Raw genomic sequence first — 12,284 nt, 5'->3', positions numbered from 1 at the left:
CTATTCAACTACAACATCAACGTATTCTGTATTTGGATAACCTTCCCTGTCACATTGAAAAACGTAACATAAAAAATCCTCCAGACTGTCAAAAGATGACCCGTCTGCCAGTCTGGTAACAACTTGGCCCAGGCTATTATAATTAAAAGTTTCAGGTTTGCCGGAAACCGGGTAAACACAGAAAGCAAACTCCGGCCTGACCGGGTTTTCCAGGTAAACTCTCAAACCATCCAGGGTGTTAAAACGAGTGTAATGCCTGTTACCGGCACATTCATCACTGTATTCTTTTCTGCCTGTCACAGTCATCACTTCCTGTTTTCTAATTATGAATTCATCGGTTTGAAAATAGAATTGCCAGTTTCACTGAAACCAACCCTGGAAATTATTGTTGGCAGGGCTTTGAAAAACGGGATGCGGCTTTGCCTTAAGTAGTATACTCCAGGCAAAACGCATCCCTCAAAGCGCAAAAACAAGAATTCAAAAGACACAATAAAAAATGAGCAGGGTTTCATTTCCTTGCTCAGCTATTTGCTAAAGCTATTCCAATAATTTCATAAATCCTTCAATTTCATGCCTGATTTTTGATTTAACTTCCTGCGGCATCTGTTCGTTGCCTGACAGATATTTGCTTTCGGCAGACCTGCGCAGTTCCCTGATTTCTTCCAGCAGGTCATCCAGTTGATTCCCATCAAGCGCGGCGCCTGTTTTGTTCGCCAGTAAAACTGCTTCCCTGAGCGCGTTTACTGACATCTTTTCCGTAACAGCCTTAGAGGCCAGTTCCGCCTGCAGCTCAGGATCTTTCAACTGAAGCAGTACTTTTCCGTGACCCTGCTTCAGATCCCCGCTGATCAGCATCTTTTGAATGCCGTAAGGCAGCTTCAGAAGCCTGATTGCATTGGCAATACTGGACTGTGGTTTGCCCAGTTTGGCAGCCAGTTCTTCCAGGGTAATAACCTCCTCTTCCAGCACTTTTTTGTAGGCCAGTGCCTCCTCGATAGGATTCAGATTCTCCCTCTGAATATTCTCTATAAGCTGCAGCATTATTTTTGACTCCTGATCGTCAAAAATAATAGCGCGGATTGATTTTACTTCGGCTAGTTTGGCGGCTAAAAAGCGCCTGTGGCCAACCAGGAGGGTAAATGTATCGTCACCGTTATCCTTTACTATAACAGGCTGCAGCAGCCCCACCTGGCTTATGGAATTCGCCAACCCCCTAATGGCGCCCTGGTTGTAAGTCAACCTGACGTTATCCGGAGTAAATATCTTTTCTATAGGAATGTCCATATACATGAAAATCCCTCCCGGATTATTCTACGTAGAATAATACAAGCCTCCTTTCTTTGAATATTCAAGCATTTTAATATTCAACGGCAAATTATTTTTCCCTCTCTGTTTGCAACAACGTTTAAAATATATTTGTTGCAATTTAACAAAAAAGCCAACAAGCAGTGAAATCAGTAGCAGCGCGCCAGCCTCCGCAGTGAGCGGTCATAGGTTTTTTCGACAGCGGGCGGGAACAAACAGCCGGGCGCCTCGCCGTTTTGCCGGTGGTAGCTGATACATTCGCAGCAGAGACCCTTTCTGGAACATGGTTCATAAGTACAGGTACATTTCTTTTTGTTTGCTTCTTTATGGCAATCCATATTAAAACTCCTTTCCTTTTCCAGCCTTAAGCAACTATTCTACCGTGATTTCGTTTATCCTGCAGGCCTACAACGACAATTAAAAAAGCGCGGGATTATATATCCGCGCCAGTTTGTTGACCAAGTCGTCCATGGTGTTGAAACCCGCTTATAACCTAATGAGTAGCTTCCCGCATTTGGGTCCCCGGCAGGTTCAGTCTTGCTAAATCACCGTAAAAAACATCCTGGCTCTCAGGCGGCACGAAGCCGAGATCGATTTTTAAGGCCTTGGCCAGGAAGGGGTCCAGGGCGACCAGGTCCTCTTTGTTGATGTCCGCCAAAGACACCTTGCCCAGCGAGGCCGCCACAAGTTCCATTTCCCTGATACAGGCATTTAAGAAGTAGAACAGGTTTTGTGCGGACTTATGCAGGTCAAGGTGGTCTGTCATTTTTCCGGTGTAAACTACCAGGTCGGTAGGAGGCTCAAAAGGCAATGCCCTGCCGATCTGGTCACCTACCATGGCCAGGACCGCCGCCGTACCGATATAAACCGCATCCGCACCCAGAGCCAGAGCTTTAAGCATTTGGCCGGGCGTCACCAATCCCCCTGCGGCTAATAAGCTGACGTCTCCTTTGACGCCCTTGCCGGTTAAAAATTGGGCCGCGCGGCTGACCGCGTAGATCGTCGGCAGGCCCACATCATCCTCCAGAATAGGCGCCCCTCCGTGGGTACCGCCCTCGGCCCCGTCGACAGTTACAAAATCGCAGCCAGCGTCCAGGGCAACTTGCAGTTCCTTCTCCAGGTGATGTGTGGCTCCGATTTTCAGCCCGACAGGGACTCCGGTCTCTTCTTTTAACTCTCTGACACGCTCTATAAAGTCCTGCTTAGTGTTTACCCCATTGAGCCGCGAGTGGATTACAGCGTCCTCTCCCTTGCCCAGACCGAACACTTCGCGGTACTCCTCGCCTATGTTTTTTGCCGTCGTTCTCTGTGGAGCCGAACCCTGTGCTCCCTGGCCAAGTTGTATCTCTATCGCGTCCAGCCTGCTGTATTTATCCTTGCTGTTTAGCCACCCGCCCCTGTTGTACTGACCGACTAAAAGCTGGGCTTCCTTGCGCTCCTCTTCCAGCAGCCCGGCCTCACCGGTATTGGTGGCAGTTCCCGCCATAGAGGCGGCTCTGGCCAGCGCTATTTTCGCGTGCTTGCTTAAAGCTCCGCCAAATGACATGGCGGCGATCATAACGGGGATTGATATGTTCAGAGGTTTTTTAGCCCGCGGGCCAATTTTCACCGAAGTATTAATACTTACGTTCTCCGGGGTAGGGAAACGGAAAAGGTGGACAGGGTTAAATAATAGTTGTTCCCAGGGGGAAAAGTGAATATGACTGCCCAGGGGCCGGGATACCGGTATACCTTTAGCCGCCCTCATGCCAATTTCCGCCAGGTTAATAGGGTTGACCTTTTTCATCACAGGAACCAGTTCAAAAAGGTTCTCTATGTACTGGTCCCTCAAGATCGTCCGGACAGTATCGTCGGCGACTTCATTAACGACTCCTCTCAAAAGCTTTGCCAGTAAACCCAATTTGCCGCCCCCCCTATTTTCTGGCTGTTGATTGCTGTATTTCTTCAATCTTTTGTGCCATTGCTATGCATAGCTGCTTTATTTCCCCCAACTGCCTCGAACTGCTCTGCTCGGCGACAGCAATCCTGGTCAACCTTTCATCATCGTACTTGGTCAAATCATCGTAATGCTGCCGTTCCACCTGGGCCAGCGTGCCGGCCACGGTCTGGATCCTGTTTAGATCAGAGTGAAATGCGGAGAGAGCATCCGAAATGTTCGTTAAGTGTTCCATCTTAAAGCCTCCCTGTGTCAAGTTATTATTTCAAAATATAATTCCCTTAAATCATAAGACCAACCATGTCACTTTTTACCTTCGGATCTGCTTTAGCGAACTGGTCAACAAAAGTAGAAATCCCCAGGTTATCACTCCGGGAACATAAGTATCCCCTTGAAGATGAGGTTGCAAAAATAAAAGGGGCAGGACAGAGGAAAGGGGACACACCTCTACTTTGAGCCTATCTCTGTGGAGAGGTATGTCCCCGATTTTTACCATTTTCCAGGAAAACGGTAGGGCGCTTTTGCTCCGCTGTATGTATTGGAGGTTTCCCATTCGTTCCCAGCTTCAAGCAGTTTTAATTTTTCTCTCTTCAATAACTGATCATGGTAGTTTCTTAAAAGACTCCAGGGCGGCATGGACTCAACCAACCTGGGTGATAAACCCATTTGCACCAGTTTAGTCTGCAGGCGCTCTATCTGGAATGGCAGCATCTCCATACCTCCCACAAAAAAAATAATTAAGTATTATAATAAAATTTTAACCTGTTTGTACTTTTTGCATATAAGATAAACATCCCTATTTATATAGGACTAAAGTACTAATTTATTAGCAAGAGCCTAAACCCCTAAAACCTCTTAATAAATTGAGCCACTATACGCGGGTCAAACTGAGTCCCCCTGCCTTCCTTAAGACGGTTTACGGCTTCTCGGTGCGAAAAACCTCTCCTGAAAGGCCGGCCGGAAGTCATGGCCTCATAAGCGTCGGATACGGAAATGATCCTGGAGAAAATGGGGATGTCTTCACGGGCAATTTTGCCGGGATACCCCCTCCCATTGTAAAACTCGTGGTGATGCAGGATTGTTAAAATTATATCTTTGAGCCTGTTGAACGGTTTTAACAGGTTGCTTCCTTGATAGGGGTGTTGTTGAACAACCTCCCATTCCTCATTATTGAGAACCGAGGTCTTGTACAGGATTTCAGGCGGGATAAAGACCTTTCCTATATCGTGCAATAAGGCAGCCAGGACTAAACGATCATGATCATCACTTGAAAAACCCAACTGTGAGCCAATTTGCTCCGCATATGCCGCTACATTTATTGAATGTTCCCCGATTAGCGGGTCAAAAGACAATAATTTTTTGCGGATAGATAAAACAAGTGAGGATCCATTTTTTTTCTGGAGGGACTCCTTTAATATACCCAGGATTTCTTCCTCTGGTCTCATAGCTTTCTCCAAATATTACTGAACAATTGTAGTTATAATAACACATCAATTTGATTATTTTAAGTAACTGGCAAATGAAAATTCACAAAACTTTGAATATCGGCATTATTTTGCGTATAGCCCAATATAAATAAAGGATCTTTTTGGTATAATGTCTAATATAAATAAAACTGAATTTTCTGAGACACATAGGGGGAAGACATTTGCTAGTACATCAACTTATTTTCCAGGGTGCAGGTGACAAAATAGCCCTGTACGAGAAAAATTCCCGGCACAGTTACGCCGAAATGCAGCAAAAAGTGGCCCAATACCGCAGCTATCTGTACGCTCAAGGGGTAAGGCAGCATGACAACGTGGCTCTATTCGCCAAGAATTCCTCTGAGTTTGTTTTCAGCTACATGGCAATCGCCAGTCTGGGCGGTGTGGTCGTACCTCTCAACACAATGTTTACCCCCAGGGAAATTGCCTTTATCCTGAAAGACGCGCGTGTCAAACTGGTAGTTTCAGACAAGGACCTACAGTTGGCCGGTCAGTATGACGAAGGTTCACCATTACCTGTTCAGGTTCTCATACCAAAAATAAACGAAGATATTGACCGCACATCTTTTCCCGGCCCTCCGGCTATTTCTATTGAAGAGTCCGATCCCTGTGTAATCCTGTACACATCTGGAACAACGGGACGCCCTAAAGGCGCCTTACTTTCTCACCGCAATCTGGTAAGCAACGCCAGGTCATTCTCGGCGGCGGTAGAGGCCCGGCCGGACGACAATTTTCAGGTTGTATTGCCTATGTTTCACAGCTATGCCTGGACCTGCAATGTTACTACAGCGCTTTATCATGGAGCATCGATTACTGTAGTTGAATCATTTCAACCTAAAGATACTATAGCCAACATAAAGGCACAAAATGTTACAGTGGTTTCCGGTGTCCCTGCCATGTACAATTTCTATGCCAATCTGGCGAGCCCGGAGGATCTGGCCGGAGTCCGGCTCTTTACCTGCGGCGGCGCATCTCTGCCCATGGAGATTATAAAAAAGTTTCACGCTAAGACTAAAAAACATGTGGTGGAAGGGTATGGCCTTTCTGAAGCCTCACCCGCTGTTTGCTTCAATCCTTTAAGTGCTACCAAGCCGGGTTCCATTGGCGTTCCCATACCGGACTCCGAGGTAAAAATAGTTGATGATAACGGCGACGAAAAGGCAACAGGCGAAATAGGCGAGCTAATTACCCGCGGACCAAATGTAATGATCGGGTATTATGGCCTGCCTGAAGAAAGTGCTGCCGCACTTAAAGACGGCTGGCTTCATACCGGGGATCTTGCCTATAAGGATGAGGAAGGCTATTATTTTATTGTGGACCGCAAAAAGGATATGGTGATTGTAAGCGGCCTCAATGTTTACCCCAGGGAAGTCGAGGAAGTGTTATACCGCTACCCGGCGGTGAAAGAAGCCGCGGTAATCGGGGTGCCTGATAAAAGCCGCGGAGAGGTTGTCCGGGCTTATGTGGTGCTAAAAGAAGAAATGAAGCTGAATAAAAAAGATCTTATGGCCTTCCTAAAAAAAGATCTTGCCCAGTTCAAGCTGCCCAGGGAGATTGTTGAGCTGGATGCTTTGCCGAAAAACTCCACAGGGAAAATTTTAAAGAATGAACTCAGAAAAATTACTGATAAATAAAAAAAATAATACCATCATATTTTGAGGCTGCCACGGCAGCCTTTTTCATTTGTCTGCTAATCCTAATTCCCGTACCGGTTATAACAAATGACACAGCTGTACAGACTATAGGGTTGAGGTGATAATTGTGTCAAATTCTATATTTCCGTATGAAGCGCAGGATGCAGTAATCTCCGGCCTGAGCAGCGAGAGAGCACATAATCCTGCACACCTGGAAAAGACTCCTGGTGAAATTGATTTTGAAAAAACCGGGCCTGACGGAATTCCGGAGACCGGCGCTTATACCAACGGGATAATGGGGTTATAAGGGTAAATACGATATAAAAAAAAGATCCCGCCGGAATGCGGCGGGGCTAGTGAGACAGGGTAAGGGGGTTTGTTATTATTGTCTCAACCTGATTGTATAATCAGATAATTACGAAACTATTACCAAAAGGTTAAAGTATTATTAACAATAATATTTCTGCTCAAATATAAAATAAATGATTATATATTAAAAGTTAGAACTATTTACCCTTTCCATGATATTGACGGCACATTGCTGATGTTGATCTTGGGAATTGATATAACCGAACAAAAGCGGTTGGGAAAAGAGATAGCTCGCCTGGAAAGGTTAAATCTGGTGGGGGAAATGGCCGCCGGTATCGGCCACGAAATCAGGAACCCGATGACTACTGTGCGGGGCTTGCTGCAGATGCTCGGGGAGAAAGATGACTGCGCCAAGTATAAAGATTACTTTAACCTTATGATTGAGGAACTGGACCGGGCTAATACAATAATCTCCGAGTACCTGTCTCTTGCTAAAAACAAGCCTGTTGAACTGAAGAAACACAGTTTAAACAGAATTATTTCTGTTATTTTGCCTTTAATCACGGCGGACGCCCTGGTCACAGACAAACGTATTGAAGTTGAATTGGCTAACATACCAAAGCTGCTGCTGGACGAAAAGGAAATCCGCCAGCTGATCCTCAACCTGGTCCGCAACGGGCTTGAAGCGATGTCCCCAGGCGGATCTGTAATAATCAAAACTTACGCTGATGATGAAGATGTAGTTTTGGCAGTAAGGGATCACGGCAATGGTATAGACCCGGAAATTCTGGAGAAGATAGGGACGCCGTTTCATACTACTAAAGAAAACGGCACCGGCCTGGGGCTGGCGGTATGCTACAGTATTGCCGCCAGACATAACGCTACAATAGATTTGGAAACAGGTACGGAGGGGACCACCTTTTACGTCAGGTTTAAAGCTAAGAAAGAAGTTCCTAATAATCAAATCACCATGCAAACTCAGATGCGATAAAAGTATGGTCTGAGGGTTTGACCTCCCCCTTGGTTTAGTGTCAATCCAGGCCCGTCGCGACCTGGCGGCGAAAGGTTCAGTAGCCCAGATGTGGTCGATCCGCCAGCCCAAATTTCGCTTAATACTTCCATGAATAGCAATGAATTCCTTTTCCCTGGGAAAATTAAAGGCTTTCAGATTAATTCTGAAAACCTTTTAGAATATTTATCCTATTGTTGGGATCGCAACAAAAACCTATATATCCAGAACCATGATATTGTCGACAATGGGATCGGTAGTGCCCTGCAGGGTGCATTTCTCTGCCTTGAGCATCTTCACGTACTCGATAATGTCCGCGGTAATGATCTCGCCCATGCTCACCAGTGGTATGCCCGGCGGGTAAACCATAACCATCTCACCGGCAATTTCACCGGCGCACTCTTCCAGCGGCACTGATTTTTTTGAACTGAAGAAGGCCTGCCTGGGCGGCAGCACTACTTCCGGATAAAACTGGACTGTTTCAATCTGCTTGATTTCCTTGCCGCCGGCGTGAGCGGCTATGTTTTGGAGAGCTTTTACGAAAGCCTCCAGGTACTCTTTCTGTTCACCCAGGCTGATTATAGCCAGGATATTATACATGTCGGCAAGTTCAATCAGTATATTGTAGTCTTTGGCCAGTATTTCTTCCACTTCATACCCGGTCAGGCCCAACTTCCGCACGTTTACCAACAGCTTGGTGTCGTCAAAGCTGAAATGCCCTGACTGTTCAAAGTATTTCTTATCCGGCGCAAACAGCCCTTCTATCTGGTTGATTTCTTTTCTGGCCCAACCGGCCAGTTCCAAAACCCGCTCCAGCATGGCCGTGCCCCTGGTTGCCAGCTGCTTTCTGGCGACATCCAGGGAACAAAGCAAAATGTAGGACGGGCTGGAAGTATAGGTAAGGTTAAGCACCTGTTTAATATAGTTTGGATTAATCTTTCCATTGCCGATCAGCAGGGCGGAGCTTTGGGTCATAGAGCCGCCTGTTTTATGAAGGCTGGCGGCGCTCATATCAGCCCCCGCCGCCATAGCTGAGACCGGGAAATGAGCATGGAAACCCATGTGGGTGCCGTGCGCTTCATCCACTAAAACAGGTATGCAGCGTTCATGCGCGGTGCTGACAATAATTCTCAGGTCCGGCGCCACACCGTAATAAGAAGGGTTAATAGCCATAACCGCTTTTGCGGCGGGGTTCTTATCAATAGCCTGGCGCAGGCTTTCAACCCTAATACTGGTTACAATGGAAAGGTAATCATCAACTTCCGGCTGCACATAAACCGGATTGGCGCCGCTCAGAATGAGGCCGTTGAAAATCGACTTATGCGCATTCCTGGGCAGGATAATCTGGTCACCCGGCTTGCAGGTGCTCATAATCATCGCCTGCACACCTGACGTTGTGCCGTTGATTAAAAAATAGGCGAACTTTGCTCCCAGCGAATCCGCGAGCAGTCTCTCGGCCTCGGCGATCACCGTCACCGGGTCCCAGATCATATCAATACCCCTGGTTTCGTTCAAGTCCATGCGCAGGACGTTTTCGCCCACAAATTCCCTGTACTCCTCCAGCCCGTGGCCGTGCTTGTGACCGGGTATCTGCAGGGGCACCGCGTTCCTTTTTACATGGTACTTTACAGCATCGTAAAGTGGTGTTTTGTTTTGGTCTAAAGTCATATCAATCTCCTAACATTGCCTGTCTTCCGGCATATACTCGCGCATGTTCGCGGCTGAAACCAGCACAACTATCGGTGTCTGCTGGTCATCGTTGCCGTGCGGGTTATCTTTCAAAAACTGGACGAGCGCCTCCTCGTCCACCCCGCCGGTAGCGGCCAGGATATCCACTTTGCCGATATCGTTGACATCAGTGATAATGGCGTCAACTCCTGTAACTTGTTTAATCCTGTCCACGACATTTTGGGGGTCTTTCGGCCCGAGTACGATATGGCGGTCAAAAGGCCACATTGTCCCGGCAAAATCATCTATCTGGGCCAGCTGCCTGCCGGCTACCCGGTAAAAATCCCCCCGGCGCCCGACCAGCCTGCCGAGCCCGGCCGCCGCAACGCCCAGCAAAAAACGCGGCGTGCCGACTTCCCCCATGGCGACTTGGATGGAAGGCGCCGCAGCCAGACTGCCTTCCTTGCCGGGGAAATGGCACAGGATATGTGCCAGCAAGCCAGGCTTCACCGCGTCAGGCAGAATAGCCCGCCCCTGGCTGATGGCCACGACGCTTTCCGCCACAGCGATGATGTCACCAGGCGCAGCTACTTTTTCCGTATATTTTTTTACCACGTCAACTATGTCGTCTTTTTCAGTTATGATGTGGGTCCTGATTGGAATCCTGCCTTCAATCATTTGGCTCACCTTTTAATTCCGCCCTTCAGAGGCGAAGTATTTGATCAACCCGTTGACAATTCCTTCAGCTGCTCTTTTTTGTATGGTCAGGCCGCGCAGGAATACTTCCTCCACAATATTAGTGATGGTGACTACCTCCACCTCCACTGCCGGAATATTCTCACCTATGCCGTCGAGCAAAGGCTGGCGGGCGGTACCCCTGTCCCTTACCTTGAGCTTTTTGATTATCTCTTCCTGTACGTAACCGGCCAGCCTGGCGCTCTGTCTGTTTGAAGCAGCGTAGAGCGTGGCGGCGCCGTCAACGCTGCTGTCAGCGCTGACATGGGTGTGCAGGCTGATGTAAGCGTCAGCGCAGCCTTCCACCGCCAGACTGATCCTGTCATTAATGGACACGTCCTCGTCCCCGCTCCTGGTCATCATGACCTGGGCGCCCGCACGGCGCAGCTGCTTTTCCAGGTTGGCCGCAATAGGGACCACCACGTTTTTTTCCAGCAGGCTGACCGGACCTTTCCCGCCCGCATCCCTGCCGCCGTGGCCGGGGTCAACAACAATTTTTTTGCCGTTAAACAAACCTATTATATCAGAGCGGTCAAGGTTGACTACCAGGCGAAAGGGAAACCCGGCTGCACATTTCAGGTCATATTTTACCGGACGCGCCAGCACCATTTCGACCCTGGCCCCGCCGGCGTTTTCCTGCTTGACGTTAATTCCCCGGATCAGGCCGTCGTTAACCTCAATGCTTCCTTCCGGCATGTTTACCAGGACTCCGCTGCCCACCAGGGCAATGCCGGCGTCAGTATCTTCAACCGCATACTGGTAAGGTTTGGTGGACTCTATAACCACCCTGGAAAGCCATTCCCCTTTTTCCCCGTCAATTACCTTTGACCACAAGTTGGTGATCATGGGCATTTTCCCTAAAGACAAAAAGGCTCCCTCCTCATAGAAGCTCGGAACCAGCATATTTTTAAACGTTTTAAGATTCTTTAAATTTGGGGATTTTCCTGCCTTGTGACTTTTTTTTTGAAAAAATAAAGGCATGTGAAAAAATTTACGAGCAGGAATCAGCAGTCAGTTTGTCTAACTTTAATAAAAAACTGCGGGGTAACCCTCTTGAAATTTTGCAGCCTTTCATCCTGCAGCTACGCCAACAGTGTAGTTATACAAAGCCGCAATACCTGCATTTTAATTGACTGCGGCATCAGGAAGCGCAACCTGAAGCCATATCTTGAACAGATCGGGCTGTCCCTTGGCGATATCGACGCTGTTTTGGTTACCCACTGTCACAGCGACCATACTTACGGTCTCAGACATCTTCTGAAATTAAAGAACCTTCCCGTGTGCTCCACAGTGAATGTTTTAAAACAAGTAAACAGCTGCTGTACTTTCTACGAGCAACCTGATTTTTACGCGCTGCATTATAATTCAGAAAAAAAATTAGGGGACATTGTGGTTACTCCTTACAGACTATCTCACGATGTTGCAACCGTTGGGTATATCATCACTGGTGACGGGGAAAGGCTTGGCTTCATAACTGACACCGGTTTTGTCCCGGAAAACTGCTTTAAGTCTTTCAAACAGCTTGATTACCTGTATATCGAGTCCAACCATGATCCGGAAATGTACAAGACCTCCGCCAAACCATGGCACGTCATTAAGCGAAACCTCGGCCCCACCGGTCACCTGTCCAACGAGCAGTGCGGCCAGGCTCTGCAAACCATGGATCTCAGCGGATGCAAACTGGTGATGCTGGCTCATCTCAGTGAAGACGACAATGAGCCGCAAAAGGCCATGCAAAACGCCAGGCAATACTTGCCGCCTGAAATGGCGCTTGCCAGTGCTCCCGCCAGGACCCCCGGGCTGTGGTCGGACAGGATCATAAAACCTTAAAAAGAATGGTTGCCTTGTATGTCTTTTTCAATTTAAACAAATTGACAGGATTTACAGGATCAAAAGGAACGGTATAATCATTTTGATTTAAATAAGCGTGTTGGGGGGGTTCTATGCTTACAGTACAGGTTTGTGTCGGAAGTTCATGTTTTTTACGCGGCTCTAAAACTGTTATTGCAGAAATTAAAAAGCTGATCAGCGAATACAAACTGGATGCCGAAATAATTCTAAAAGGCAGTTTCTGCCATGAAAAATGCACAGGCGGAGTCACAATCATGGTTGGAGAAAAACTCTTTACCGGGGTTTGCCCGGGTGACGTTCACGAGCTTTTTGAAATAGAAATATTACCGTTAATATCAAAAGCTTAAAAAACC

Annotated in this window: 15 protein-coding genes; 5 read left to right on the top strand and 10 right to left on the bottom strand. The window is 47.6% G+C overall.

Going from position 1 to position 12,284, the window contains the following annotated elements:
* From Pmgp_RS05055 to Pmgp_RS05025, 7 genes are all read right to left on the bottom strand, one after another.
* Complete coding sequence (locus Pmgp_RS05055; RefSeq protein WP_243119732.1) at positions 1 to 300, bottom strand: hypothetical protein; 300 nt, start codon at positions 298 to 300, stop codon at positions 1 to 3.
* A 237-nt stretch (positions 301 to 537) separates the two neighbouring features.
* Entirely contained in the window at positions 538 to 1,290 is a 753-nt protein-coding gene (locus Pmgp_RS05050; RefSeq protein WP_134212889.1) for a ParB/RepB/Spo0J family partition protein, read from the bottom strand.
* A 164-nt stretch (positions 1,291 to 1,454) separates the two neighbouring features.
* Positions 1,455 to 1,643, bottom strand: a complete 189-nt coding sequence (locus tag Pmgp_RS05045) for a DUF6485 family protein (RefSeq protein WP_134212888.1) — start codon at positions 1,641 to 1,643, stop codon at positions 1,455 to 1,457.
* A gap of 155 nt (positions 1,644 to 1,798) precedes the next feature.
* Positions 1,799 to 3,205: an FMN-binding glutamate synthase family protein gene (locus Pmgp_RS05040; protein ID WP_134212887.1), complete on the bottom strand. Its 1,407-nt coding sequence runs from the start codon at positions 3,203 to 3,205 to the stop codon at positions 1,799 to 1,801.
* A 13-nt stretch (positions 3,206 to 3,218) separates the two neighbouring features.
* Positions 3,219 to 3,476: a hypothetical protein gene (locus Pmgp_RS05035; RefSeq protein WP_134212886.1), complete on the bottom strand. Its 258-nt coding sequence runs from the start codon at positions 3,474 to 3,476 to the stop codon at positions 3,219 to 3,221.
* A gap of 254 nt (positions 3,477 to 3,730) precedes the next feature.
* Positions 3,731 to 3,952 carry a hypothetical protein gene (locus Pmgp_RS05030; protein ID WP_134212885.1) on the bottom strand — a complete coding sequence of 74 codons (222 nt, stop codon included), beginning with the start codon at positions 3,950 to 3,952 and terminating at the stop codon, positions 3,731 to 3,733.
* A 134-nt stretch (positions 3,953 to 4,086) separates the two neighbouring features.
* Entirely contained in the window at positions 4,087 to 4,686 is a 600-nt protein-coding gene (locus Pmgp_RS05025; RefSeq protein WP_134212884.1) for an HD-GYP domain-containing protein, read from the bottom strand.
* Between the two features lie 203 nt (positions 4,687 to 4,889).
* Between Pmgp_RS05025 and Pmgp_RS05020 the strand changes: the two genes are divergently transcribed.
* From Pmgp_RS05020 to Pmgp_RS05010, 3 genes are all read left to right on the top strand, one after another.
* Positions 4,890 to 6,359, top strand: coding sequence for a long-chain-fatty-acid--CoA ligase (locus tag Pmgp_RS05020; protein ID WP_134212883.1), 1,470 nt, complete (start codon positions 4,890 to 4,892; stop codon positions 6,357 to 6,359).
* Between the two features lie 127 nt (positions 6,360 to 6,486).
* A complete protein-coding gene (locus Pmgp_RS05015) occupies positions 6,487 to 6,666 on the top strand; it encodes a hypothetical protein (protein ID WP_134212882.1) in 180 nt (59 codons plus the stop codon).
* Between the two features lie 237 nt (positions 6,667 to 6,903).
* Entirely contained in the window at positions 6,904 to 7,659 is a 756-nt protein-coding gene (locus Pmgp_RS05010) for an ATP-binding protein (RefSeq protein WP_134212881.1), read from the top strand.
* A 234-nt stretch (positions 7,660 to 7,893) separates the two neighbouring features.
* Here Pmgp_RS05010 and Pmgp_RS05000 read toward each other — a convergent pair whose 3' ends face one another.
* Genes Pmgp_RS05000 through Pmgp_RS04990 form a run of 3 tightly spaced genes read right to left on the bottom strand, consistent with a single transcriptional unit; the run spans position 7,894 to position 10,947 of the window.
* On the bottom strand, positions 7,894 to 9,345 hold the full coding sequence (locus Pmgp_RS05000) for an aminotransferase class I/II-fold pyridoxal phosphate-dependent enzyme (protein ID WP_134212880.1): 1,452 nt from the start codon (positions 9,343 to 9,345) through the stop codon (positions 7,894 to 7,896).
* 9 nt (positions 9,346 to 9,354) lie between these two features.
* Positions 9,355 to 10,023: a coenzyme F420-0:L-glutamate ligase gene (locus Pmgp_RS04995; protein ID WP_134212940.1), complete on the bottom strand. Its 669-nt coding sequence runs from the start codon at positions 10,021 to 10,023 to the stop codon at positions 9,355 to 9,357.
* Positions 10,024 to 10,035: 12 nt separating this feature from the next.
* A complete protein-coding gene (locus Pmgp_RS04990; protein ID WP_192902790.1) occupies positions 10,036 to 10,947 on the bottom strand; it encodes an N-acetylmuramoyl-L-alanine amidase in 912 nt (303 codons plus the stop codon).
* A 186-nt stretch (positions 10,948 to 11,133) separates the two neighbouring features.
* Here Pmgp_RS04990 and Pmgp_RS04985 point away from each other — a divergent pair, with 186 nt between their 5' ends.
* Both Pmgp_RS04985 and Pmgp_RS04980 read left to right on the top strand, forming a co-directional pair.
* Positions 11,134 to 11,910 carry an MBL fold metallo-hydrolase gene (locus Pmgp_RS04985; RefSeq protein ID WP_192902789.1) on the top strand — a complete coding sequence of 259 codons (777 nt, stop codon included), beginning with the start codon at positions 11,134 to 11,136 and terminating at the stop codon, positions 11,908 to 11,910.
* A 113-nt stretch (positions 11,911 to 12,023) separates the two neighbouring features.
* Positions 12,024 to 12,278, top strand: coding sequence for a (2Fe-2S) ferredoxin domain-containing protein (locus Pmgp_RS04980; RefSeq protein WP_134212877.1), 255 nt, complete (start codon positions 12,024 to 12,026; stop codon positions 12,276 to 12,278).
* The last annotated feature ends 6 nt before the right edge of the window (positions 12,279 to 12,284 follow it).

This window comes from Pelotomaculum propionicicum (assembly GCF_004369225.1).
GTDB classification, from domain to species: domain Bacteria; phylum Bacillota; class Desulfotomaculia; order Desulfotomaculales; family Pelotomaculaceae; genus Pelotomaculum_B; species Pelotomaculum_B propionicicum.
The sequence above is the reverse complement of the archived record's forward strand: the minus strand, read 5'-3'. Positions and strand labels throughout refer to the sequence as shown.